At 36.4% G+C, this 24832-nt stretch carries 19 protein-coding genes and 1 riboswitch; of the genes, 9 read left to right on the top strand and 10 right to left on the bottom strand.

Annotated features, from left to right (window positions below):
• Nucleotides 1–18: 18 nt before the first annotated feature.
• The 6 genes from J2X31_RS01745 to J2X31_RS01720 all read right to left on the bottom strand — a co-directional run bounded on the left by J2X31_RS01745 (nucleotide 19) and on the right by J2X31_RS01720 (nucleotide 5560).
• On the bottom strand, nucleotides 19–2436 hold the full coding sequence (locus tag J2X31_RS01745; protein WP_310023896.1) for a TonB-dependent receptor: 2418 nt from the start codon (nucleotides 2434–2436) through the stop codon (nucleotides 19–21).
• Nucleotides 2437–2749: 313 nt separating this feature from the next.
• The gene (locus tag J2X31_RS01740) at nucleotides 2750–2971 is read right to left on the bottom strand and encodes a hypothetical protein (RefSeq protein ID WP_310023894.1); all 222 of its coding nucleotides are present in this window, start codon (nucleotides 2969–2971) and stop codon (nucleotides 2750–2752) included.
• Nucleotides 2972–3008: 37 nt separating this feature from the next.
• Nucleotides 3009–3401 (bottom strand): hypothetical protein, encoded by a 393-nt coding sequence (locus J2X31_RS01735; protein ID WP_310023893.1) that lies wholly within the window; start codon nucleotides 3399–3401, stop codon nucleotides 3009–3011.
• Nucleotides 3402–3428: 27 nt separating this feature from the next.
• Nucleotides 3429–3911 (bottom strand): hypothetical protein, encoded by a 483-nt coding sequence (locus J2X31_RS01730; protein WP_310023892.1) that lies wholly within the window; start codon nucleotides 3909–3911, stop codon nucleotides 3429–3431.
• Between the two features lie 243 nt (nucleotides 3912–4154).
• Nucleotides 4155–4769: a deoxynucleoside kinase gene (locus J2X31_RS01725; RefSeq protein WP_026704466.1), complete on the bottom strand. Its 615-nt coding sequence runs from the start codon at nucleotides 4767–4769 to the stop codon at nucleotides 4155–4157.
• Nucleotides 4769–5560, bottom strand: coding sequence for a hypothetical protein (locus J2X31_RS01720; protein WP_310023890.1), 792 nt, complete (start codon nucleotides 5558–5560; stop codon nucleotides 4769–4771). Before J2X31_RS01720 ends, J2X31_RS01725 begins: the two co-directional genes overlap by 1 nt.
• 157 nt (nucleotides 5561–5717) lie before the next feature.
• Between J2X31_RS01720 and J2X31_RS01715 the strand changes: the two genes are divergently transcribed.
• On the top strand, nucleotides 5718–6611 hold the full coding sequence (locus J2X31_RS01715; RefSeq protein ID WP_310023889.1) for a GLPGLI family protein: 894 nt from the start codon (nucleotides 5718–5720) through the stop codon (nucleotides 6609–6611).
• A 157-nt stretch (nucleotides 6612–6768) separates the two neighbouring features.
• Here the strand turns inward: J2X31_RS01715 and J2X31_RS01710 are convergent, their stop codons facing one another.
• Together J2X31_RS01710 and J2X31_RS01705 are read right to left on the bottom strand one after the other, a co-directional pair.
• Entirely contained in the window at nucleotides 6769–7449 is a 681-nt protein-coding gene (locus tag J2X31_RS01710; protein WP_310023888.1) for a response regulator transcription factor, read from the bottom strand.
• Nucleotides 7439–9061, bottom strand: a complete 1623-nt coding sequence (locus J2X31_RS01705; protein WP_310023887.1) for a sensor histidine kinase — start codon at nucleotides 9059–9061, stop codon at nucleotides 7439–7441. Before J2X31_RS01705 ends, J2X31_RS01710 begins: the two co-directional genes overlap by 11 nt.
• 379 nt (nucleotides 9062–9440) lie before the next feature.
• On the opposite strand from J2X31_RS01705, the gene J2X31_RS01700 reads away from it, so the two are divergent.
• A complete protein-coding gene (locus tag J2X31_RS01700) occupies nucleotides 9441–10286 on the top strand; it encodes a GLPGLI family protein (RefSeq protein WP_310023885.1) in 846 nt (281 codons plus the stop codon).
• 32 nt (nucleotides 10287–10318) lie between these two features.
• The gene (locus J2X31_RS01695; RefSeq protein ID WP_310023883.1) at nucleotides 10319–13006 is read left to right on the top strand and encodes a TonB-dependent receptor; all 2688 of its coding nucleotides are present in this window, start codon (nucleotides 10319–10321) and stop codon (nucleotides 13004–13006) included.
• Between the two features lie 230 nt (nucleotides 13007–13236).
• Here the strand turns inward: J2X31_RS01695 and metK are convergent, their stop codons facing one another.
• Nucleotides 13237–14487 carry a methionine adenosyltransferase gene (gene metK / locus J2X31_RS01690; RefSeq protein WP_310023882.1) on the bottom strand — a complete coding sequence of 417 codons (1251 nt, stop codon included), beginning with the start codon at nucleotides 14485–14487 and terminating at the stop codon, nucleotides 13237–13239.
• Nucleotides 14488–15336: 849 nt separating this feature from the next.
• Between metK and J2X31_RS01685 the strand changes: the two genes are divergently transcribed.
• The 4 genes from J2X31_RS01685 to metF all read left to right on the top strand — a co-directional run bounded on the left by J2X31_RS01685 (nucleotide 15337) and on the right by metF (nucleotide 21118).
• Nucleotides 15337–15795 (top strand): hypothetical protein, encoded by a 459-nt coding sequence (locus J2X31_RS01685; RefSeq protein ID WP_310023881.1) that lies wholly within the window; start codon nucleotides 15337–15339, stop codon nucleotides 15793–15795.
• A 96-nt stretch (nucleotides 15796–15891) separates the two neighbouring features.
• Nucleotides 15892–16000, top strand: a riboswitch (SAM riboswitch).
• A gap of 289 nt (nucleotides 16001–16289) precedes the next feature.
• Nucleotides 16290–17276, top strand: coding sequence for a homocysteine S-methyltransferase family protein (locus tag J2X31_RS01680; protein WP_310023880.1), 987 nt, complete (start codon nucleotides 16290–16292; stop codon nucleotides 17274–17276).
• Between the two features lie 105 nt (nucleotides 17277–17381).
• The gene (metH, locus tag J2X31_RS01675) at nucleotides 17382–20087 is read left to right on the top strand and encodes a methionine synthase (RefSeq protein ID WP_310023878.1); all 2706 of its coding nucleotides are present in this window, start codon (nucleotides 17382–17384) and stop codon (nucleotides 20085–20087) included.
• 74 nt (nucleotides 20088–20161) lie between these two features.
• A complete protein-coding gene (gene metF, locus J2X31_RS01670; protein ID WP_310023877.1) occupies nucleotides 20162–21118 on the top strand; it encodes a methylenetetrahydrofolate reductase [NAD(P)H] in 957 nt (318 codons plus the stop codon).
• A gap of 252 nt (nucleotides 21119–21370) precedes the next feature.
• Here the strand turns inward: metF and gldA are convergent, their stop codons facing one another.
• Nucleotides 21371–22267 (bottom strand): gliding motility-associated ABC transporter ATP-binding subunit GldA, encoded by an 897-nt coding sequence (gldA, locus tag J2X31_RS01665; RefSeq protein WP_310023875.1) that lies wholly within the window; start codon nucleotides 22265–22267, stop codon nucleotides 21371–21373.
• 494 nt (nucleotides 22268–22761) lie between these two features.
• On the opposite strand from gldA, the gene J2X31_RS01660 reads away from it, so the two are divergent.
• Together J2X31_RS01660 and J2X31_RS01655 are read left to right on the top strand one after the other, a co-directional pair.
• Complete coding sequence (locus tag J2X31_RS01660) at nucleotides 22762–23592, top strand: prephenate dehydratase (RefSeq protein WP_310023874.1); 831 nt, start codon at nucleotides 22762–22764, stop codon at nucleotides 23590–23592.
• A 72-nt stretch (nucleotides 23593–23664) separates the two neighbouring features.
• Complete coding sequence (locus tag J2X31_RS01655; RefSeq protein ID WP_310023873.1) at nucleotides 23665–24822, top strand: pyridoxal phosphate-dependent aminotransferase; 1158 nt, start codon at nucleotides 23665–23667, stop codon at nucleotides 24820–24822.
• Nucleotides 24823–24832 lie beyond the last annotated feature (10 nt).

Here is a 24832-nt window from a genome sequence, read left to right as displayed (position 1 = left end):
AGTGTTAATAAAATTCATTTATAAAATAGTATACGTGAGTTTGGTATAAAATCCTCTCCCTGGCTTTTGAAGGGCATAATTGTCAAATATCTGGCGGTTGAAAATGTTCTTTGCATCAAAACTCAAGGTTAATTTCCTGTTTGGGAATGTATAGGCAAATCCAGTATCGTTGGAAGCTTGTGTCGGTATAACGGTTTTTCCGAAGCCACCAAGAGTGTTACTGTGTCTGAAAAAAGCATGAACATAAAGAAGGTTGTAATAAAAAGAGAATCGAGATCCTTTTTGAAAAAGGTCGGTATGATCGGTCCTTAAATTATAATTCATTGTAGAATAAGGTGTGTTGGCAAGTCGCTGATAGGTTGGACTTACTGGGTTTCCATTGGTGTCATAGGTAACTTCATAATCCCGTGCATCAAAAATCGATGTGTTAGCCGTGAAAAAGATTTCTTTATTGTAGTTGTAATTCAGCTCCAAGTCGAAACCTTCGGTGTAAATCTTACCAACATTGGTGTTCGAGAAAAATTCCTCCAAATTGCCTACAGGAAATTTCATGATCAAATCCTTCGTGTCTCGGATAAATACATTTCCTCTAAAACCAAAATTGTGTTTTTTCCAAGTGAGGTTGTCTAGGGCAAGACCAAAGTTGTAATTGTTGCTTTTTTCAGGTCTTAACAATAATTGACCGTTCAAGTTTTCCGAAACGATTCCAAAAAGCTCTCCAGATTCTGGTAGTCGAATTGCTTTTTCGGCAGAACCAAAAATTGATAATTTTTTAGTAACATCAAACGAAATGGCGGCTCCATATCCTAAATCATCCGAATTTATATCGGTTGTAACCAATATTAAGGTCGAATTCGAATTGTTTCCCGATCTGTTTCGGATGGTAGAGCTACGGTTCATCAGGTAGGACTTGGCAAACAAAGTGGTTCTTAAACGGTTGTTGAAGGCACTGTTTTCATACGAAAAAGCAATGATGTTTTTCATGTATTTTCGCTCTTCCATCATAGCATTTTCAATTGGCGGAAGCATCGGATCATCGGATGTTCTTGAGAAAGTGTTTAATAAATGGTTGATCTGGAAACTGTTGTTTGGTGTAAAGCGATACCTTATGTTGGTTCGTGTATTGATGTTTTTATCGATGTCTTCCTGCAAGGTTGGCAGTCCAGCTTCGGCTCCAGATGCCCAAACATCAGGATTGTTGAAGTAATTTGTTGGATGTCCGAGCCAGCTGTATTGTGTGGCGATGGTGTCAACCGTTTTTCGGTTCAATTCAGAAAAAGATCCGAAAACACTCACGTCAAGCTTGTCAACAATATTTCTTTTGGAATAATCCAGGTTGATCATCTTGGTTTTCTGTTCCGTAAATCGATTCCCGTAAACAATTTCCATCGTAGCACCATTCTGAATTTGCTTGTCCATATTGGAGAACAAGGCACCGATCATAAGTTTGTCGGCCCATTTTACATTGGTATAGCCAACTTCGGCCCTGCCTCCTTGAGAACGGTATCGGTCATGAAAGCGTTTTGCAGTAATATAAACATCGGGAGTTCCGGGAGCCAATTGTACAGCAACTTCTCTTCCCCAAACATCATAATCGTTATCGGCATAATTAAAAAAGCCTGAACCTCTCACTGTAAATCCCGTTTTTTCATCCCTAAAACTTCCATTGATATCTGCCAAATAAGTACCAAAAGATCCGCCAGATACCGAAGCTGTTAGGTTTGTTGCAGTTGAGTTTTTCATCACGATGTTGATGGCTCCACCCATTGCATCATCAGACAAATGTGCTGGAACAACACCTTTATAAATTTCTACCCGCTGGATTAAGGAAGGAGGGATGCTGTTGAGTGAAAACGAAGGTCCAAAATTTCGAATCGGAACGCCATCAATAAAGATTTTAACAGAATTTCCTGATAAACCGTTAAGGATATAATCGGCATTTGAGCCCAAACCACCTGCTTGTCTAACCCGAACACCAGCGGTTCTGTCCAAAAGCTGATTGGTTTGTATGGATTGCAATTCGGCATTTTTGGTTTCAATGACGTTAACGGCAAATCCTCGTTCTTCGATTTTCTTTTTAGTTGATTTTGATACAACCGAAACATCCTGTAATTCCAGTGTTCCGGCTCTTTTGATTGTATTGTTTATTTGGGTATTTGAGGAAGAAACACTAATCTCTATCGATTTGGTTTCGGCTTCAATAGACGAAATCTGAAGGGTGTATTTTCCGTAAGGAACATTCGAAAAAGAATAGTTTCCGTTTTCGGATGTCACCACTTGCTGTTTAAAACTGTTGTTCTTTACTAAAACCGTAACGCTAAAAGCAGGTTCGTTGTTGTCTTCAAAAGCAATCCTTCCAGAGATTGTTCCGTTTTGAGCCATCGAGAAAAAACTGCACAGTAAAATTAAAAAGCTACATTTTCTTAAAACAAGCATGTCCGAATAAGTTTGGAGCAAAAATATGGCTTATTTAGACTTAATACAAATAAAAATATAAGGTAAAGCAAGAAATGTCAAATAGGATCTATTTTTTTAAAATAAATAAAGATTCGTTGATAATTTAAAGTAAAAATTGGTGGATTGATAATTTAAATAGAATAAATTGAGCGAATGATCGTGAAAACTGGATTAGTGGGGTTGATTAAGAGGATGGTTAGGGTTTTAGCTGTTGAAGTTGCATTCTCAATGTAATTCGAAAATTTATCCAATTGATATGACACAAAATTTGACCAAATTACAGTAAAGTGCATTATTTATATTTTGATAAAAGCTCGGAACTGGTTTTAAATTTTCCAGATTTAAAATTACTTTCAGATTGATCAATTCTTGAATTTAATTCAATGAATGACATGGGTTCTAATTTTTTGTCGGCTTTCTTCTTAAGCAAATTTTCAAATTGAGCAATTAATTCCTCACTTTGAAGTTTCAGAAACTCTTGTACAAATTCAATTTTTCTTGTTTGCAAATCCATAGCATTGTATTTTAATAGCATTTTTGCATTGTGTAGATTATTCCAGAGGCCAATTTTTTTCTAATCCTTCATTCGCAATTTTTTTTTCTTGTTCATCATTAATTTTATACTTTTTTGTCACTTCAGATTTATATTTTTTTAATAATTCTTTCGATAAAATTTCAATTTCATCGTATTCTTTTTTCATTTGTATTTTATCCAGTTTAAGATTCAAAACGCTATCTTCTTTTGACCTTCTAAAAGAGTTAGCCTTGTCTTCTGCTATTACAATTTCTTTGAATAATTCTTTCCTTTGATTTTCACTTAAACCAAATTTATCGTCTGATTTTACAGTTTCTATTTTAATATTTTCAGATGTCTTTTTTTCATTACAAGAGAATAACGATAGACTAATTATAATGATTGATATTTTTACTTTAATAATTTTCATAGGATACATTTAATATTAATTCTTAATTTATTTATCTGCCTCTATTTGAATATTCTGTTTTACATTTTGTGATTCTGGAGGAAAGAATTTACTAGTGAACAAATTTATCAGAAAACCCAAAACTGCTATTATAAAACCAGCAATTAATATTTTTCTTCCCAATTTATTATCAAATTTTTTAGATCGTAAATCTAAATCCGAAATTTGATCTGACTTAGATTGTCTTTCATCTTCTTTTTTTAATTTAATGCTTTGCTTTTCCAGATAGTTAAGCCAACCCCCAGCTTTTTGAACATCATATCCTTTTTGAGTTAGCCAAATTAAAGTACGTTTTCCTTTTCGATCAATTAAATTATGACTTTCAGCTAATTTTAAAATATTATCTAATTCTCTTGGAGTTTCAAACTCAAAATCTGGTTTAAAGTGACTTTGCTCAATAATAACACATTCAGCAAATTTTGACTTATTAATTACCCATTCAATTACTCTATCTTCTTTTGAAAATTCCATAGATTAATTTGTTTTTATTTTTGCTACGTAATCTATAGACTTTAGGACTACTTGTAATTGTTAGATGCGATGTAGCGAAAATCTACGAAAAACGATAAGATTGTCTTCATCAAATAGATTATTTCCTTCAAATATAAAATAATTATCTTTTGTTTATTAGAATTTGAAAATCACTTTTAAATTTGTTGGACTTTCGATAATTAACTAGCAAAAAAAAGCCCCGAAATTCGAGGCAAATATTTTCTAAAACAAACCATTCAATTCAGCATCAATCCTGTTCAGGATATTCCCTAAATCTTCCGGATTATCTACAAAGTTTATATTATCAACATCTATAATCAAAAGCTTTCCTTTGTCATACGTCTGAATCCAAGCTTCGTATCTTTCGTTCAAACGACTTAAATAGTCAATTGAAATTGAATTTTCATATTCGCGTCCCCTCTTGTGAATTTGCCCTACAAGATTCGGAATCGAACTTCTCAAATAAATCAACAAATCGGGTGCTTCAACCAAACTTTCCATCAATTCAAACAACGATGAATAGTTGCTGAAATCGCGGTTGGTCATCAATCCCATGGCGTGAAGATTGGGTGCGAAAATGTGTGCATCTTCATAAATCGTTCGGTCCTGGATGATTTTCTTGCCACTTTCGCGAATCTGCAACACCTGACGGAAACGGCTGTTGAGGAAATAAATCTGCAAATTAAAGGACCAGCGTTCCATCTGATGGTAAAAATCATCCAGATAAGGATTGTCAACAACGTCTTCAAAATGTGGTTCCCATTTAAAATGTTTGGCCAATAAACGCGTCAATGTCGTTTTTCCGGCTCCGATATTTCCTGCTACTGCTATGTGCATTATGGTATTGTGATTTTATAATTGGTAATTCCGTGGGCTGTAAAAATAGATAAAATTTGGTCTTTGTAGTAAAAACTTTCAAAGCTTTTGTCAACATTTTCGAGGATATATTTTTTATCGTTCCTTAAATCTAGGATATGCAACTGACCTTCATTTGAATAAAGCAACTGCCTGTCGCCAATAAATTGCAGACGTTCAAAAGCATCCACTTTCCCAATGGTGGTAATCTTTCCGAAGACATCACAAATGTTCCAGTTTCCTTTTTCATCAATCCATTGAAAATAATTAAAATCCGAATCATAGTAGTTCAGATTTTCCTGAAAAGGTGAAGCCAGAGGCTGTAAAGTGTTTTTTAGATAATCATACAAACCCAATTGCTGTGTGAGGCTGTTGTAAATCCAAAAACGATTTTGGGAAGCAATTCCCGTAGCTGAAACTATTATAGGAGTTGTATTTTCAGAAAAGTTGACCCTCTGTGTTTCGTTCAGCTGATTATCGAGTGTTACAATCGTATTGAAATCTTCATAAAATAAAAGCAGTTTCAAAGGATTTTGCAAATCTACTCGGGTGATTTTTCCCAACGAAAGATTCTTGTATTCCAACGATTGTCCGTCTTTTTGCTTGAACAAAACATTGTTTTTTATGAAATATTGAAACCCAAACTTGTCAATTCCCACAAACTTATCAACCACAAGGTCAACCGATTCATATCGGGAAATCAATAATTTTTGTTCCTGACTTGAAGCGATAGTCGAAAGCAGCATAAGGAAAAGTAAAAAGAGGTTTTTCATATCGTGCTAAAGTACAATTAAATTTTTTTTCTGTAAAATAGCAGACAAATTTTGTAAATTGGATGTATCAAAAATGAGATTCTACATTTAACAAATCATTTGTAACAAAGCCTGAGAACTTTCGTCATATTTGTCGTTGCTAAAAAAAATCATTGCTATGAAAAAAATATTTTTTGCTTTTATTGTTACACTTGGAATTTTTGAGGTTCATGCTCAAAAAGAATTTCAAGGAATGGCCGTTTATGAGTCTAAAACCAGTACGGCCGATATGAAAAACCAGATGGGTAAAAACAAGGAGATAACGCCCGAAATGCAGAAGCTGATTGAGGAAAGGATGAAGGGAATGTTTGAAAAAATATTTGTATTACATTTCGACAGGTCGTCTTCAGTTTATAAGGAGGAAGAAAAACTAGATGCAATGGGAGGTCAAGGCCAAGGCGGAATGCGAATGATGTCCTCGATGATGGGTGGCGGTGGAACCTTCTATAAAAATGTAAAGGATAAAATGTATTCTGTTGACAAGGAATTTATGGGAAAAGAATTCCTGATACAAGATTCCCTGCCACAATTGCAATGGAAAATGGAAAGCGAAACCAAGCAAATTGGCGGTTATACATGTTATAAAGCAACTGCTTCTAAACCTGTAAATATGTCGGATTTTAGAAATTTCCGTCCAAAAGACCAAAGCAAAGAAGCTGGAAAGGAAGAAAAAAAAGAAACCGAAAAGAAAACCAACTTTATGGATGATTTTGAGCTTCCAAAGGAAATTTTAATTACGGCTTGGTATGCACCAGAAATCCCAATCAATCAAGGACCAGAGAATTATTGGGGTTTACCGGGATTAATCTTGGAAGTTAGCGATGGCAAAACTGTTATTCTTTGTTCTAAAGTGGTCATGAATACAAAGGAAAAAGCAACAATCAAGGCTCCGAAAACGGGAAAAACTGTCACTCAAAAAGAATACGATGAGATTGTGATGAAAAAAATGGAAGAATTGAGAGAAATGGGAAATGGTCCGGGAGGATTCAGAGGAATGAGAATGGGGAGGTAGGTTATTTTACACGAATTACCAATACTAAATAGAAACACACAGAGTTGTCGTCCCGACGAAGGAGGGAACACATAAAAACTCTGCAAAAATTGATTCAGATTATGAGAATGAGACCTCTCCTTCGTCGAGGTGACAAGTTTGAGTATGAAAAAATGAATCAATAAATCAATTTATAGCCTTGGCTTCGAACATTTAGAATATGGATGTTTGGGTCGAGGCTTAATTTTTTCCGCAATTTGGTAATGAAAACATCCATACTTCTGCCGTTGAAAAAATCGTCATCGCCCCAAATTTTCTTTAAAACCACCGAGCGGTCTAGGATTTCATTTTTATTTTCATTTAAAAAATAAAGCAGTTCGGCTTCGCGATGTGTCAGCGAAATGATAGTGTCCGAAAGTTGCAGGGTTTGTTTGGTAAGATTGAAAATATAGGAACCAATGGCAATATCTTCTTCTGTTTTTTCAGAGATAATCCTTCCCAAGAGCGAATGAATCCTGACAATCAATTCCTCCATACTGAATGGTTTTTTGAGATAATCGTTTCCGCCTAAATTAAAACCATCCACGACATCCTGGGTTTGCGATTTTGCCGTTAGGAAAATAATTGGAATTTTTTTGTCGAGCTTTCGGATGTCTTTTGCTACCGAAAAACCGTCTTTTTTAGGCATCATTACATCCAAAACCAATAAGTCGGGTTTTTGTTTGGTAAACATTTCAAAAGCTTCTTCGCCATCTTTGCAATGGATGACTTCAAAGCTTCGGGTTTCCAAACTTTCCTTGATGATCAAGGCCAAGGCTGGCTCATCTTCGGCTAATATTATTTTGAATTTATTTGGCATCTGGGAAACTGATTTTAAAGATGGTAGTTTTAGTATTGGGAACTAATTCCAACGTTCCGCCGTGTTTTTCGATGATTTTTTTAGAATAGAACAAGCCGATTCCGAAACCTTTTACATCGTGGATATTTCCTTTTGGAATGCGGTAGAATTTATCGAAAATCTTTTCGCGTTGTGCTTTTTCAATCCCAATTCCGTTGTCTTCGATTGTGATTGTGGTTTGCTTTCCTTTTTGAGATAAGGTCACGTTTATATGCTTTCCGCCATATTTTAGGGCATTGTCAATCAGGTTGGAAATTGCATTTTCAAAGTGAAACAAATCGACTTTGCAATCCAAATAGTCCATGTTAGAATTGAAAATAATTTCTTTCTCGGAAGCAACCATCTGATGTTTTTCGATGTTGGATTTGATTAGTTCTACAACATTGATGGTTTCCTTGTTCAGCATCAATTCGTTCGTGTCAATTGAGGCGGTTTCGAGCAATTTTTCGACCATAATTTCCAATTTTTTCAATTGTTGACCCGAAATGTTGAGGTAGCGGTTGGTTTTTTCCTTGTCGTCCAGGTCATTAAAATTCCGGATTCCTTCAATTGCAGATGAAATTGTGGTGATTGGGGTTTTGAATTCGTGGGTGATGTTGCTGATCAAATCGTTCTTGATTTCATCGATTTTTTTCTGTTTGTTGATGGTTTTCAGCAAATACAAGAGACAAAAAATAATTGAAAGTGAAAGTGCCAATGAAAGCAGGATTTCGGTGAAACTTCTTTTCAAAATCAAAACCGTTGGATCCGAAAAAGAGATTTGCAGTTTTTGTTCTGGAGGTAAAAAGTTTGTTCCAGAAAAGGCAGACAAAGACAATTTTGAAATCGAATCTTTTTTAAAAGTTTCAAAAATAGTATCTGCTTTAAAATGTTGCAAACTATAATCAACAGTTATGTTTCTTCTGGCAAGTTCTTTATCCACGGCTTTACTGAGTTTCTCGAATGCGATGGAATCTTGAAAAGTGGAAACGATAATCTTGTTGACCAAATTCTTTAATTTCGAAATACTGTCGGTTCCTCTTTTACCTCTAATTACCCTGACAGAGGATATTTTATTGGCATCGCCATGAATTTCTATTTTAGATTGTGGTTTTGTGGAGTCATTTGTGGGTTTCCATTTTTGCCTCTGTTCAATCGAGTCTCTTAATTTTTTAGGCATATCCGAATCATTAAGCCCTGTAGTAGAAGTTGTAAAATTTACAGAAACGGAATAAGCCGTGTCGGCCTTTTGCAACGAATTACCGTTTTCCAAAGCTGATGCCAAACCATCCGTATTGTTTTTCTGCTGTATTTTTTTTTTGGATTTTTTGAAAACGCTATCCATCGCTAAATGTTTCATAAAGTCATCAAACGGAACATCTTCATTTTCTGCAACAATTGCCATGAAATCATTTTTAGAATCTTCTACATAATAATATTCGATGCTGTTGTCAAACGCAGTCTGTACTTCTTTAATGAGCTGTACTCTGTTTTCTCTATAGTTCTTGATGTTCCAAAAAATTTGCAAACCAATGGTTGCCAGTATGGTTATGGTTATGAAGAGTAATATGTATTTGTATCTTGAGGATTTCATTTTTCAAAAGTAAGAACTAAAAGTATAAAAAATACAGCGTTAACAATCGTTAACGTTGGTTAACTGAAAGTAAGGATTATAGTTCATTTATTTGCATTGTAGTTTTGAAGCAATCTTTTTTTGAATTAGTTATTTGAATTGTAGATTTTAGATTTGGCGAAAAGATTATTTTTTTGCCTACTGTTTCAAACGGCGAAGCTAGCCCCGATAGTAGTGTAAAGCTTTTTTCAAAAACGGCTATTTTTTCTTGCAAAAAAGAGCGACCAACGGAAGCTCCTTTTTTGCTTAGAAAAAAAGCCGGTATTGGAAAAACTTGCAACGATAGCGGGAACAGCTCCTAAAAAATAAATTAAAAATCGAGAATTAAAAATTAAAAATTATGAACAGATTAATTATTAGAATGACCTTATTTGTATTGTTGTTGTCAACAAAAATGCTTGCTCAGGATTTTCACGGAATGGCGGTTTATGAATCGAAAACCAATATGAAGGATTTTAAGATTGATATGAAAGACGGCAACGAAGAAATGAACAAGATGCTAATGGAGAGTATGAAAAAGCAGTTTGAGAAAAAGTTTTTCTTGGATTTTAATAAATACGAATCGGTTTATTACGAAGAACAAAAACTGGAAGCTCCAACGGCAGGAACAAAAAGTATTGCAATTAAGTTTGAAAGTAGTAGTGGCGTTAGCGAAAAAACGTATAAAAATGTAAAAGAAAAGATGCAAATTGCAGAGCAAGATTTCTTTGGAAAAGAATTTTTGGTAACCGATTCGTTAAAGGTTTGGAAATGGGAATTGCAGAGCGAAACCAAGAAAATAGGGAATTATACGTGCTACAAAGCGACTCATTTGGATCCTGTAACCGCTGAAGATTTGAAGCAATACGAAGATTTAAAGAAACAGCAGGAAACGGCAAAAACGACTTTTTTTGTCATGGACGAGCCAAAAGATAGAATCACGACGGTTTGGTACACACCAGAAATTCCGGTAAGTAATGGTCCGGGAGAGTTTTGGGGATTGCCAGGTTTAATTTTAGAAGCGAATTTTGACAATACGACTATTTTATGTTCAAAAGTGGTACTGAATCCGAAAGATAAAACGGAAATTAGAAAGCCAAAAAAAGGAAAGAAGGTAACAAAAAAGGAATATGAGAGTCTTATTGAAAAACAAATGGAGCAGATGAAGGATAAAGACGGTAATATTAGAATTGAGATTACGAAATAGACCTTTATAATTAGTATTTTACAATAAAAACAATGCAAAAACAAATCATTATTGCCCTTTTCTTATTAGTAGGAATTGCAACGAAAGCCCAAACGATAAAATTTGAAGGATATGTTTCCGACCCGAAAGGTGTTGGACTCGAAATGGCCAACGTCATGGCGGTTAATCAAGCAACAAAAGGGATGGATGCTTATTCGATTACGAATGATAAGGGAAAATTTCAATTGGCTTTGAAGCCGAATTCGAGCTACACCATCAAGATCAGTTACATCGGATATTCGGCTTTGGAAGAAACGGTGGTAACCACTACTGAAAACATCAACAAGATTTTTACGCTTCAGGAAGGAGTGGAGTTGGAAGGTGTAGAGATTGTGCATGAAATGCCGGTTTCCATAAAAGGCGATACGATTATTTATAATGCCGATTCTTTTACAACTGGAACTGAAAGAAAACTTGAGGATGTTTTGAAAAAAATGCCAGGCATAGAAGTGAATGCCGATGGTGAAATTGAAGTGGAAGGAAAAAAAGTCCAGAAACTGATGGTGGAAGGCAAGGACTTTTTTGATGGAGATACCAAATTAGGAGTGAAAAATATTCCTGCAGATGCGATTGACAAAGTTCAGGTTTTGAGGAATTACAATGAAAATTCCATATTGAAAGGAGTTGAAAATAATCAGGATAATATTGCCATGAACATCAAACTGAAGGATGGCAAGAAAAATTTCTGGTTTGGAGACATGACAGCCGGAATTGGTGTCGGACATAAGGAAGAACGGTATTTGGTGAACCCAAAATTGTTTTATTACAACCCGAAATACAGCATCAACCTGATTACGAATTTCAATAATATTGGCGAATTACCGCTGACGATTCAGGATTATTTTAAATTCACGGGTGGTTTCAGGAGCATGATGGCCAAAGGAGGTTCATCGTTTAATGTTTCGTCGAACGATTTGGGAATTGCTATGTTGCGGAACAACCGTGCCAAGGAAATTGAAACGAGTTTCGGTGCAACAAACTTTTCGTATAATGTAACCAAAGCTTGGACTTTAAGCGGTTTTGGAATTTTATCTTCTTCGATAACAGACTTGGAAACGAACTCACAAACCACGATTTTAGATACCGGAGCCGAACAAAAAAGTGAAGAAATCGCCCATCAAAAAAGTAATTTGGGATTGTTTAAATTGAGTTCGAGCTACAAGCCAAACACTGCATTTCAGTTTGATTATGATGTGTTTGGAAAACTATCAAAGCAGGATGAAAACAACGATTTGTTGAGGGAATCTATCGTGCAAGAATTTTCGGATACAGAAAGTATTTTTACGAAGAAAGACCAAAGTCCGACTTCTTTTAATCAGAATTTGAGCTTTTTCTATACACCTTCAGACAAGCATGTTTTTGCCTTGGAAATGCAACATCTGTATCAGGACGAAGATCCGTTTTACAATGCAAATTTAGAGAGTCGGCCTTTTGACTTGGTGGGTTATGTTTCTGGACAGGATAGAAACAATTACAACCAGAATCGTTTTGTGAAGACCAATAAATTTGATGCCAAATTGGACTATTATTATATGGTTACACCAAAAAGTAACATCAATATTACATTAGGAAACACGAATTCGCATCAGAGTTTTGATTCCAGTATTTTTCAGATTTTGGATAATGGAGCCCAGAATAATTTGGATGCTCCAGAAAACACCAATAATGTAAAATATGATTTTAATGATGCATTTGTAGGACTTCATTATAAGATATTGACGGGCAAATTTACCTTCACGCCAGGTTTTAGCATTCATTCTTATTCTATGAACAACAGGCAATTGGGAACCGAGTATAAACAAGATTTCTTTAGAATTCTTCCTGATTTTTATGCCTTGTATCAGATAAAAAAATCAGAATCGTTGACCTATAATTTCTCTTTCACTAATAGTTTTACAGACATCAATCAGTTGGTTCAAGGGAATATTCTGCAAGGTTATAGTAGTTTGTTCAATGGTGATCCGTCCCTTCAAAATGCAACTGCCCAACAGCATTCTTTGCGTTATTTCAAATATAATATGTTTAACTTTGAGAACATCAGTGCTTCTGTAAACTACAACAGGACTATGGATCCGATAAAAACAGATGCAACTTTCAATGGTGTCAATCAAATCGCAACACCATTTAATTCTGGTTTTGCCGACGAAAGCATTTCTGGGTTTGGACTTTATGGGCGTTCTTTTCTACGCAATTACAAAGCTTCTTTAAGCACAAGATTGGCCTGGTCTAAATTCAATAATAAACAAAATGGGAATGAAATTGTGTCGGAAAGCTTCACTCAAAGCTATACCCTTTCGGCTTCTACCAATTATAAAAAGCTACCCAATTTAGAGTTAGGATACTCGTTGACGGTCAATGATTATACAGGTGGAGCTTTTTACAACGAAAAACCTTTTGCGAAGTTGGATTATTATTTCCTAGATAGTTTTTCTTTCGTCACAGAATATGAATACAATCATTATTACAATGACGATAGGACTTCAGATAATAAATTCGATTTCCTTTCTGCAAGCTTGATTTACCAGAAAAAGGACAGCAAATGGGAATATAAAGTTTCAGGAACGAATCTCTTGAATACGACTTCAATCAACGATGATAGTTTCTCGCAATTGTTTACCAGAACGTCTCAATATAGAGTACAGCCGAGGTATATTATTTTCAGTTTGAAATATAATTTGTAATAAGAAGCTATTCCAGCTTTTCATTACAAGTCTTCAACAAAAATGCCATTTTTCTAAACAACAAAAAGAGCTTCCGTTGGTCGCTTTTTTGTTGCAAGAAAAATTGGCATTTTTTGTTTTCAGAGCTTTCCATTGCAATCTGGGCTAAAAAAAACCTGACTAATTAAAGTCAGGTTTTTCTTTGCATCCCGAAGCTTAGGAATTCGAGTATTTCTTTGTGAACTTGGCGGTTAGATTCCGAAAGCACTTTTCACTTGATCAATAAAATCTAATTTCTCCCAAGTAAACAATTCCACTTCAACTGTTTTTGTAAGTCCACCTGGAGCAGAAAAAGTTTTAGTAACCGTTTCTGGAGTTCTTCCCATGTGTCCATAAGCAGCCGTTTCGCTGTATATTGGATTTCTCAATTTCAAACGTTGTTCTATAAAATAAGGTCTCATATCAAAAATAGCTTCCACTTTTTTGCTGATTTCTCCATCGGTTAAATTTACCTTTGAAGTTCCATAAGTCACAACGTTGATCGAAGTTGGTTTTGCAACACCAATTGCATACGAAACCTGAACCAAAACCTCGTCACACAATCCTGCAGCAACTAAATTTTTAGCGATGTGACGTGTAGCATAAGCAGCACTTCTGTCAACCTTACTTGGATCTTTTCCAGAAAAAGCACCACCACCGTGAGCTCCTTTTCCACCGTAAGTATCAACGATGATTTTTCTTCCTGTCAAACCTGTATCTCCGTGTGGTCCACCGATTACAAATTTCCCAGTAGGGTTGATGTGATAGGTAATTTGGTCGTTGAATAAATGAGCATATTGAGGGTATTTTGCCTTCACTCTAGGAATCAAGATAGAAACCAAATCCGATTTTATTTTAGCCAACATTGTTGCTTCTTCGTCAAAATCATCGTGTTGGGTAGAAATTACAATAGCGTCAATTCTTTGCGGTTTATTATCGTCAGAATATTCTAAAGTTACTTGAGATTTTGCATCAGGACGTAGATAGGTTATTTCAGAATTTTCTCTTCTCAAATTAGCTAATTCCTTCAATAAAGCGTGCGATAAATCTAAAGCCAAAGGCATATAGTTTTCCGTTTCATTCGTTGCATAACCAAACATCATTCCTTGATCTCCAGCACCTTGCTCTTCTTTACTTGCACGATCGACACCTTGATTAATATCGGCAGATTGCTCGTGAATAGCAGAAAGAATTCCACAAGAATTAGCTTCAAACATATATTCGCTTTTTGTGTAGCCAATTTTTCGAATTACTTCTCTTGCAATATGTTGAACGTCAAGATAAGTGTTCGATTTTACTTCACCAGCAAGAATTACTTGTCCGGTTGTAACCAAAGTTTCACAAGCCACTTTCGATTCGGCATCAAAAGCCAAAAAATTATCAATTAATGCATCTGAGATTTGATCTGCAATTTTATCAGGATGTCCTTCGCTAACAGATTCTGACGTAAATAAATAAGCCATAAAATAAATTTAAATTAAGCAGAAGAAAAATAATTGCAAGGAAAAACTAAAGGAGAGTGGTTCTGCTTTAGCATTTTTTTTATTCCAGAGATTTTAGCTGGAATAAGAGGTTGCAATCAGTTCAAATTTTTCCTCTTGATTTCGTTTGCAAATGTATGAAACCATTTTGAATTGCAAATTAATCTTAACCTTTTTTTGAAAACTTGTGATTTTACAAGCTAGTTTTCAAAAATCTAAATACGTAGTATTTAAATAGATGTACCAAACCTTTAAATGTTAAAGTTTTAATTTACGTTTGGTCAATTCAAAAATAGTTCAGAAGTTTGCTTCATCAAAAAATAAAAAAAAATGAATTTAACTATTTGCATTTGTCGTCATATGATGTGGAAAATTTCCGCAGAGGACAGTATTGCATAATTTTAAATTTTTTAAAATATACCAATCAAACCTCTGCAAATCGCAGGGGTTTTTTTATTACCAATTTCAAGAATAAAAAATAATTAATAGTAATAAGAAATAAAAAAATGAATTCAATCACCCATACAATGTTCCGTTGTTGTTCAATTTGGATGCACCGCATTCATCATCATTGCTATTGCCAAAAGTGAAAGATCTGATCTTTGTTATAGTTCAACTATAAGCCCTTTTGGTAAGCCATCCAAAAGGGCTTTTTTTATAACCGTAATCAAAGCTATTCAAAAATAAAAGTTGTTTTTTGTTTGTTTGTTAGAAACTGTCTTTGGCTTTTGACATTGGTCAGAGGCAGTTTTTTTAAACAAAACCCAAAACCCAAAACCCAAAACCCAATACCCAAAAACCAAAACCCAAAACCTTTAAACCCATTCCTCTATGTCAGCTATCAAAATAAACCTCATACTCTTCGGAATAGGAAAAGTAGGAAGTGCCTTAATCAATCAAGTTATCGAGCAACAAAAAACGTTACTCGAAGAAAAAAACATCGAACTCGTTTTTGCCATCATCACCAATTCAACCCTTGCTTTTTTCGAAAGAGAAGACCAAAAAAACAGATGGGATGCCGATTTCACAAAATCACCGGCACCTTTCAGCATCCAGAACATAATCGATTATGCAAAGCAAGAAGAACTCGAAAATCTCATCGCCATCGATGCAACTGCAAGTCCCGAAATCATAAAGTCATACAATTTGCTTCTCGAAAACAATTTCGACATTCTTTCCGTTAACAGCAACATTCCCAGTCCGGAACCCGAAGCTACTCCAGAGAATTTGCTCAATCTCATACTTCAAATCGCAGAAAATTATTCCGCACAGAAACGCCAAATCGCCTAAAACTTGAACCTACAACGTTGTAGGTTTATTTTTTTTTAAACCAGTTGCAAATCACAAATCTATTGCATTACTTTGCACTGTTCATAAACATATTGATTGTTATCACGAAAGGCGGAGGGATTAGACCCAGTGAAGCCTTAGCAACCCTACTCTCGTAGAAGGTGCTACATTCTATCTCGTTATCCATAACGAGAACAGATAACTCGGAGAAATTCTCTCAACCTTTCCTTGATAACATAAATAGTATAAATCCTAATTGTCATTTCGACTTTTAGGAGAAATCTGAAGCAAATCGCTTGCGAATTGGAGCAATCCATATTCCTGCTGGATGCAATATCTTTTGTTCTGAACCCCAGAACAAAAGGATATTTGCAACCATCAGGGCTATTTAGGAAACCATTTTTGCAAAATAATCTTTTTTCACAAAAAAGACAAAATTATCAGATTAGATAAGTATAAACTTAGAGCCTTAGTGCCTTTGTGGCAAAAAAACTATGTCAAAAATAAACCAAGCAATAAAAGAAAGAATCCTTGTCCTCGATGGAGCAATGGGAACAATGTTGCAACGCTACAATTTCTCCGAAGAAGATTTCCGAGGCGAACGTTTCAAGGATTTTCCACATCCCTTAAAAGGAAACAACGATTTACTTTCCATCACACAACCCGAAGCCGTAAAAGAAGTACACCGAAAATACTTCCAAGCCGGAGCCGATATTGTAGAAACCAATACATTTTCCGGAACCACAATCGGAATGGCCGATTATCATCTCGAAGATTTGGTTTATGAACTCAACTACGAATCCGCCAAAATAGCCCGCCAAGTCGCCGATGAATTCACCGACAAGCCCCGTTTCGTTGCAGGTTCAATCGGACCAACGAACAGGACCGCTTCAATGTCGCCAGATGTAAACGATCCAGGATATCGTGCCGTAACTTTTGATGATTTGCGAATAGCCTACAAACAGCAAGTAGAAGCATTGATTGATGGCGGAAGCGATGTCTTATTGGTAGAAACCATCTTTGACACCTTAAATGCAAAAGCCGCACTTTTCGCCATAGAAGAAGTTAAGGAAGAACGAAACCTTGATATTCCAGTCATGGTTTCAGGAACAATCACCGATGCTTCAGGCCGAACGCTTTCAGGTCAAACTGTAGAAGCTTTCTTGATTTCCATCCAACATATAGATTTATTAAGTATTGGTTTCAATTGTGCTCTTGGAGCCGATCAATTAAAGCCTTATTTGAAAAGATTGGCACACAATACACAACTCAATATTTCGGCACATCCAAATGCAGGATTGCCAAACGCTTTCGGTCAATACGATCAAACACCAGAAGAAATGCAAGCATTAATCAAGGAATATTTGCAGGATAATCTAATCAATATAATAGGAGGCTGTTGCGGAACAACCCCAGAGCATATAAAGTTAATTGCTGAAGTTGCTTCTCAATTCAAGCCAAGAAAGTTTGAACTTGCATAGAAGTTTTCCTGCAAGGTTTTCAAAACCTTGTAGGTATTTAGAATAATCGTATAAATCAATAAACCTACAAGGTTTTGAAAACCTTGCAGGATTAGAAAAATATAAATGTCAAGAACAAACAAAATAAATTTACAACTTTCAGGTCTCGAACCGCTTTTCATTACCGAAGAATCTATTTTCGTGAATGTAGGCGAACGTACCAATGTAACAGGTTCGCGTAAATTTCTCCGATTAATAAAAGAAGAAAAATACAACGAAGCACTTTCCGTTGCAAGAGAACAAGTAGAAGGTGGGGCACAAATCATCGACGTCAATATGGACGAAGGGATGTTGGATGGCGTTTATGCCATGACCAAATTCCTAAACCTGATTGCAGCCGAACCCGATATTGCTCGAGTTCCCGTAATGATTGACAGTTCCAAATGGGAAATCATCGAAGCCGGACTGAAAGTCGTGCAAGGTAAAGCCGTTGTAAATTCCATTTCCCTTAAAGAAGGAAAAGAAACCTTCATCCATCATGCCAAATTAATCAAACGATACGGTGCCGCGGTTATCGTAATGGCTTTTGACGAAGACGGTCAAGCCGATACCTACGAAAGACGAATCGAAATCTGCAAAAGGAGTTATGATATACTCGTAAACGAAGTTCATTTTCCGGCTCAAGATATTATTTTTGATCCGAATATCTTTCCTGTTGCAACTGGAATGGACGAACATAAATTAAACGCACTTGATTTTTTCAGGGCCACAAAATGGATACGAGAAAATCTTCCGTATGCCAATATTTCGGGTGGAGTGAGTAATGTTTCGTTTTCGTTTCGTGGTAACGATACCGTTCGTGAAGCGATGCATTCGGCTTTCCTTTATCACGCTATTTTAAACGGAATGACAATGGGAATTGTAAATCCGGAAATGCTTGAGATTTACGACGAAATTGACAAGACATTATTGGAGCATGTTGAAGATGTTCTTTTAAATAGGAGGGATGATGCAACCGAACGACTTTTGGATTTAGCCGAAACCTTCAAAGGCGATTATAAAGTAAACGAAAAAGCAATTGCAGAATGGCGGAATGGTTCGGTTCAGGACCGATTGACGCATTCATTGGTAAAAGGAATCGACGAGTTTATAGAAATCGACGTTGAAGAAGCCCGAGTTAATTCCGCGAAAGCGATAGAAGTGATCGAGGTCAATCTCATGGCAGGGATGAATGTTGTGGGAGATTTATTCGGAAGTGGAAAAATGTTTTTGCCTCAAGTTGTGAAATCGGCTCGGGTTATGAAAAAAGCAGTTGCCTATCTTTTACCATTCATAGAAGCCCAAAAAGATGGAAAATCATCATCGGCTGGAAAAGTCCTGATGGCAACCGTAAAAGGCGACGTTCACGATATCGGAAAAAATATTGTAGCCGTAGTTTTAGGTTGTAATAATTTTGAAATTATCGATTTAGGAGTTATGGTTCCGCCCGAAAAAATCATTCAGGCCGCTGTTGAACATAATGTTGATATTATCGGGTTGAGCGGATTGATCACGCCTTCGCTTGACGAAATGGTGTATCTGGCTAAGGAATTGGATAAATTAAACATCAAAATCCCAATCATGATTGGTGGAGCAACGACTTCACGAGCTCATACTGCCGTGAAAATTGCTCCAGAATACAAGGAAACTGTAGTTCACGTAAACGATGCCTCGCGTGCCGTAACGGTTGCAAGCAATTTGTTGCAAGCCGAAACCAAGGAAGGCTATGTGAAAGCCATCCGTGAGGAATACGACAAGTTGCGTGACGGCTATTTGAACAGAAGCCGTGATAAAAATTTCCATTCGATAGAAGAAGCCCGAAAGAATAAATTAAAGTTGGATTGGGATAATTTTACGCCAGTGAAACCGAATTTCATTGGAACTAAAACCGTTGAAGTGGAGCTTTCTGAACTGGTAAATTTCATCGATTGGACACCGTTTTTCCAATCGTGGGAATTGTACGGAAAGTATCCAGCCATCCTAACCGATGAAGTTGTGGGCGAACAAGCAACGAGTTTATTTGCAGATGCTCAAGAAATGTTAACGCAAATGATTTCCGAAAAATGGCTTACTGCTAAAGGGATTCTAGGAATTTTTCCAGCTAATACTATCAATGATGATGATATATTCATCTGTACAGACGTTGCATGCAAAATTGATACAGACGTTGCATGCAACGTCTCTACGGTTTTTCTAACCCTCCGCCAACAATCCCAAAAAACAGCCGGTGCTCCAAACATCGCATTAGCCGATTTTATCGCTCCAAAAGATTCCGGAAAACAAGATTACATAGGATGTTTTTGTGTAACAACAGGTTTTGGTGTCGATGAAAAAGCTTCGGAATTCGAAAAACAATTGGACGATTACAATTCGATTTTAGTGAAAGCTCTTGGAGACAGATTTGCGGAAGCATTTGCCGAATACTTGCATTTGAAAGTGCGAAAGGAAATCTGGGGTTATGCCTCTGATGAAAATCTGAACAATCAGGAATTAATCAAGGAAGAATACAAAGGAATCCGTCCAGCACCAGGCTATCCGGCTTGTCCCGATCATTTGGAGAAACCAACCATCTGGAAATTATTAAACGTAGAACAAGAAATAGGAGTGACACTGACCGAAAGTATGGCAATGTGGCCAGCTTCGTCGGTTTCGGGATATTATTTTGCCAATCCCGAAAGCAAGTATTTCGGACTCGGAAAAATAAAGGAAGATCAAGTGATCGATTATGCCAAACGTAGAGGAGTTTCTACCGAAATGGCAACAAAATGGCTTTCGCCGAATATAGCAGATTAAAAAAGTTGCCAGTTGTCAGTTTTCTGTAAAGCAGTAAACCGATAACCGATAACAGAAAACCGACAACAAAAGAAATGAAAGTAACAGAACACATAGAAAATGCCAACGGAAAACCCTTGTTTTCCTTTGAAATTCTTCCGCCGTTAAAGGGCCAAAACATCCAATCTATTTTTGATAGCATCGACCCTTTGATGGAATTCAATCCGCCGTTTATTGATGTGACCTATCATCGGGAGGAATATGAATTCAAGGAACTTCCTAGCGGTTTGTTGCAAAAGAAAATCGTCAAGAAACGTCCAGGAACGGTCGGGATTTGTGCTGGAATTCAGAACAAATATGACGTAGATGCCATTCCGCATATCCTTTGTGGCGGTTTTACGAAGGAAGATACTGAGAACCTTTTGATTGATTTGGATTTTCTGGGTATTGATAACGTGGTGGCACTTCGAGGTGATGCTTTAAAAAATGAAATCTATTTCAAACCCGAAAAAGAAGGCAATCAATATGCATCTGAATTGGTGACGCAAATCAGCAATTTAAACAAGGGAATCTATCTGGATGAAGAGTTGCAAAATTCCTCCTGCACTAATTTTTGCATCGGGGTTGCAGGATATCCAGAAAAGCACATGGAGGCTCCAAGTATGGACAGCGATATCCACTTCCTCAAACAAAAAATAAGAAATGGGGCAACCTACATCATCACCCAAATGTTTTTTGACAACAAGAAATTCTTTGATTTTGTGGCAAAATGTCGAAAAGAAGGAATTACCGTTCCAATTATTCCGGGATTAAAACCCATTGCAACCAAAAAACAACTAAATTTGATACCGCATAGATTCAAGGTCGATTTGCCCGATGATTTGATTATGGAAGTCGTTCGTGCCAGTGATGCCGAAGCCGTGAGACAAATCGGAATCGAGTGGTGCATCAACCAAAGCAAGGAATTAATGCAGGCCGGAATCCCCGTTTTACATTATTACTCAATGGGAAAAGCAGAAAACATCAAAGCAATTGCCAAGGCAGTCTTTTAAAAATAAGTATTTTAATTACCCCTAGTTTTTATTCAAAAACCCTTCTGGAATTTCTTCTGGAAGGGTTTTACGATTTTCATTATTAATGATTCTGTTATTCCGATTTCTATGATAAAATCAAATATTATGTGATTCCTCATTCTTCGGAATGACAAGTTTGTCGATATATATTGAAAATCCCCCAAGGATAAAACGAATTACACGGATTTCCACAGCGTTTTTAATCTGTGAAAATCTGTGTTGAAAAAAAAATCACTTCTTCGTCATTTCCCTAAACACTGCTTCCAAGTTCTTGTTCTTCTGATTCAGTTGCAAAGTCCTTAAACCATTAGTATTGGCAAAATCAAAAACCACAGGTCGCATATCGCCTTCGGCCACAAAAACAAGTTCCCAGGTCATGTCGTGGATGTTTTTGTAAGAAACCAAATTCGGGATTTTAGCAATTAGTTGTTCTTCCACTTTAAAGTCGAATTCTACTTCTAAAACTTGTTCCTTTTCGGTCATCAGGTTGTCGAGTTTCTTGTCGGTAACAATTTTCCCGTTGTTGATGATGATCACACGGTCGCAAATCGCTTCTACTTCCTGCATAATGTGTGTGGAAAGAAAAACGGTCTTGTCCTTACCAACATTTTTAATCAATTGGCGGATTTCTACCAACTGGTTCGGGTCTAATCCTGTTGTTGGTTCATCCAAAATCAATACATCAGGATTATGAAGCAGAGCATTCGCCAAACCAACACGTTGGCGGTATCCTTTAGAAAGCTGTCCTATTTTCTTGTGACTTTCAGGTGTCAATCCCGTTAGGGCAACGACCTCTTCAATTCGGGATTTTGCAACCTTATAAACATCGGCATTAAAAGCCAAATATTCCTTTACATACAACTCCAAATACAACGGATTATGCTCGGGCAAATAACCAACAGACTGCTGAACGACTTTCGGATTCCCATTGACGTCGCTCCCGTTAACAGATGCTGTTCCGGAATCGGCATTGATATAAGTGGTCAGGATCTTCATCAAGGTTGATTTTCCGGCACCGTTTGGCCCAAGAAAACCTACGATTTCGCCTTTTTTTACAGAAAAGGAAATACTGTCCAGTGCTTTTTGAGCACCATAGCTTTTGGAGATATTATTGACTTCTATCGACATAGTATTGGATTTGAAACAAAAGTAGTAATCAAATAGGAATAATGAGTTCAGAATTAAAAATTTAGTGCAAAACTTTTTGGGCGCTTTTTAGGTGGCTTGGAAGTTTAAACGAACTAAAATCAATAATCTTATATTTTTACCAAACTTGTTTCGATTTAGCGGATAGATACTTAGCTATGTATCCTATCTAAAATGAAATGCCTTCTATTTATAAGATAGAGCTATGTTTCTATGTGGTAAAAAACTATTCTATTACTCTTAGGATTAAAAATTTTCAAAAAAAATCCAATGCTTTGTAAAACCAAAAACAAATTTTTCTATTTTAGCAAAAATAAAAGGTCACCCAATGTTGAATAACACTTTCTATTTTAGCACTTCATTTTATTTCTTTAGCGAGAAAGAACGGGACTGCTATATGGTTATTTGAACTATTATTAATTCAAACATATAATTAAATCCCGATGAAAGTCGGGATTTTTTTTTTGCTCAAAAATATGGAAACAAAAATTGCAATTCAAGGAATAAAAGGATCATTTCACCATCAGGTGGCTGAGGAATATTTTAACGAAAGTATGCCATTAGACGAATGCATGTCGTTTGATATTTTGGTAAAGAGCCTTATGAAAAATGATGCTCAAAAAGGAATTATGGCGTTGGAGAACTCTATTGCAGGTTCAATTATCCCGAATTATGCCTTGATAGATCGAAACAATTTGCACATCATCGGGGAACATTATTTGGATATCCATATGAACTTGATGGCTCTAAGCGGACAGTCGATTGAGGATATCAGGGAAGTACATTCCCATCCGATAGCTTTGTTGCAATGTGCGGTTTTCTTTGCAAAATATCCTCACATAAAATTGGTAGAAAGTGGCGACACGGCCGAAACGGCTCGAAGAATTCAGGAAAATAATCTGATGGGAATTGGAGCTGTTGCAAGTCCGATTGCTTCAAAAATGTATGGTTTGGAGATCTTGGCGTCGGGAATTCATACGATAAAAAGCAACAAGACCCGCTTTGTGATTGTAAAAACCCAAAACAAGGAATTGCCGAAAGAAGAAATCAACAAGGCTTCGATAAAATTTGAGTTGGATGACACGCCCGGAAGCTTAGCCACGGTTTTGAATGTGATGAACAATTGCAAACTGAACCTGACCAAAATCCAGTCCATGCCTATAATTGAAACGCCTTTTCAGTATTCCTTTTTTGTGGATGTGGTTTTTGAAAAGTACAAGCATTATGAAAAAGCGAAGAACATTTTGCAATTGATGACCACGCATTTCAAGGTTTTAGGCGAATACCAGAATAAGTTTATTCGATAATTTATGGATTTGGTTATTTGGTGGTGTAGCTCCGAATAACCAAATTCACGCATAATCAAAAAACAATTTAAAATGATTACTACAGCTAGACGATTAGATATAGTTCAAGAATATTATTTCTCGCACAAGTTGCGTCAGGTTCGGCAATTGATGGCGGACGGCAAACCCATCATCAATATGGGGATTGGCAGTCCGGATTTGGCTCCAGCCAAAAATGTAATTGAAGCCATCCAAAATGCAATGAACGATGAGAAAGCCCATGAATATCAGAGTTATCAAGGATTGCCCGAATTACGTCAAGGAATAGCTGACTTTTATAAGGAGCAATTTGGCGTAACGCTTGATTATAATTTGGAAATATTGCCGTTGATGGGTTCCAAAGAAGGAATTATGCATATTTCGATGGCATTTTTGAATGAAGACGATGAAGTGTTGATTCCAAATCCAGGGTATCCTACTTATGAATCGGTTACGAATCTGGTTCAGGCGAAGGCAATTTTCTATGATTTGAAAGCAGAAAATAATTGGGAACCCGATTTTGAAGCTTTGGAACAACAGGATCTGTCTAAAGTAAAATTGATGTGGGTCAATTATCCAAACATGCCAACGGGTGCGAATGGTACTAAAAAATTGCTAGAGAAATTGGTGGCTTTCGCCGAAAAACATCAGATTCTTTTGATAAACGACAATCCGTATAGTTTTGTCTTGAACGACAAGCCGATGTCGATTTTGGAAATTGATGGAGCAAAAGAAGTTGCTTTGGAATTGAATTCGTTGAGCAAAACCTTTAATATGGCAGGTTGGCGTGTTGGGATGGTTTTGGGAAAAGCGGAATTTATTGATGCCATCTTAAAAGTAAAAAGCAATATGGATAGTGGAATGTTCTACGGTATCCAGAAAGGTGCTGTCGAAGCCTTGAAATTGGAAAAGGAATGGTTCGACGCTCAAAATGAAATTTACAATCGACGAAGAAATTTGATTTTTGAATTGGCGGATAAGCTCGGATGTGAATACGATAAAAATAGTGTTGGAATGTTTGTTTGGGCGAAATTGCCTGCAAATGTCACATCTGCTGAGGATTTTATCGATGGAATTTTATTGGAGAAACATATTTTTATTACTCCTGGAACTATTTTCGGAAGCAATGGCGAAGGTTATATTCGGTTTTCGTTGTGTGTGAAGGAGGAGAAAATTCGGGAAGCGATAGAGCGTTTCGAGCATCCATCCTAACAGGTTTTCA

The organism is Flavobacterium arsenatis, assembly GCF_031456785.1.
GTDB lineage: Bacteria > Bacteroidota > Bacteroidia > Flavobacteriales > Flavobacteriaceae > Flavobacterium > Flavobacterium arsenatis.
Note: the sequence above shows the minus strand (reverse complement) of the source record. Positions and strands in the feature narration are given on the sequence as shown.

Excerpts from the sequence above, each read along its gene's own strand:
- J2X31_RS01745 (WP_310023896.1), bottom strand. The coding sequence starts at position 2,436 with ATGCTTGTTTTAAGAAAATGTAGCTTTTTAATTTTACTGTGCAGTTTT.
- J2X31_RS01740 (WP_310023894.1), bottom strand. The coding sequence starts at position 2,971 with ATGGATTTGCAAACAAGAAAAATTGAATTTGTACAAGAGTTTCTGAAA.
- J2X31_RS01735 (WP_310023893.1), bottom strand. The coding sequence starts at position 3,401 with ATGAAAATTATTAAAGTAAAAATATCAATCATTATAATTAGTCTATCG.
- J2X31_RS01730 (WP_310023892.1), bottom strand. The coding sequence starts at position 3,911 with ATGGAATTTTCAAAAGAAGATAGAGTAATTGAATGGGTAATTAATAAG.
- J2X31_RS01725 (WP_026704466.1), bottom strand. The coding sequence starts at position 4,769 with ATGCACATAGCAGTAGCAGGAAATATCGGAGCCGGAAAAACGACATTG.
- J2X31_RS01720 (WP_310023890.1), bottom strand. The coding sequence starts at position 5,560 with ATGAAAAACCTCTTTTTACTTTTCCTTATGCTGCTTTCGACTATCGCT.
- J2X31_RS01715 (WP_310023889.1), top strand. The coding sequence starts at position 5,718 with ATGAAAAAAATATTTTTTGCTTTTATTGTTACACTTGGAATTTTTGAG.
- J2X31_RS01710 (WP_310023888.1), bottom strand. The coding sequence starts at position 7,449 with ATGCCAAATAAATTCAAAATAATATTAGCCGAAGATGAGCCAGCCTTG.
- J2X31_RS01705 (WP_310023887.1), bottom strand. The coding sequence starts at position 9,061 with ATGAAATCCTCAAGATACAAATACATATTACTCTTCATAACCATAACC.
- J2X31_RS01700 (WP_310023885.1), top strand. The coding sequence starts at position 9,441 with ATGAACAGATTAATTATTAGAATGACCTTATTTGTATTGTTGTTGTCA.
- J2X31_RS01695 (WP_310023883.1), top strand. The coding sequence starts at position 10,319 with ATGCAAAAACAAATCATTATTGCCCTTTTCTTATTAGTAGGAATTGCA.
- metK (WP_310023882.1), bottom strand. The coding sequence starts at position 14,487 with ATGGCTTATTTATTTACGTCAGAATCTGTTAGCGAAGGACATCCTGAT.
- J2X31_RS01685 (WP_310023881.1), top strand. The coding sequence starts at position 15,337 with ATGTCAGCTATCAAAATAAACCTCATACTCTTCGGAATAGGAAAAGTA.
- J2X31_RS01680 (WP_310023880.1), top strand. The coding sequence starts at position 16,290 with ATGTCAAAAATAAACCAAGCAATAAAAGAAAGAATCCTTGTCCTCGAT.
- metH (WP_310023878.1), top strand. The coding sequence starts at position 17,382 with ATGTCAAGAACAAACAAAATAAATTTACAACTTTCAGGTCTCGAACCG.
- metF (WP_310023877.1), top strand. The coding sequence starts at position 20,162 with ATGAAAGTAACAGAACACATAGAAAATGCCAACGGAAAACCCTTGTTT.
- gldA (WP_310023875.1), bottom strand. The coding sequence starts at position 22,267 with ATGTCGATAGAAGTCAATAATATCTCCAAAAGCTATGGTGCTCAAAAA.
- J2X31_RS01660 (WP_310023874.1), top strand. The coding sequence starts at position 22,762 with ATGGAAACAAAAATTGCAATTCAAGGAATAAAAGGATCATTTCACCAT.
- J2X31_RS01655 (WP_310023873.1), top strand. The coding sequence starts at position 23,665 with ATGATTACTACAGCTAGACGATTAGATATAGTTCAAGAATATTATTTC.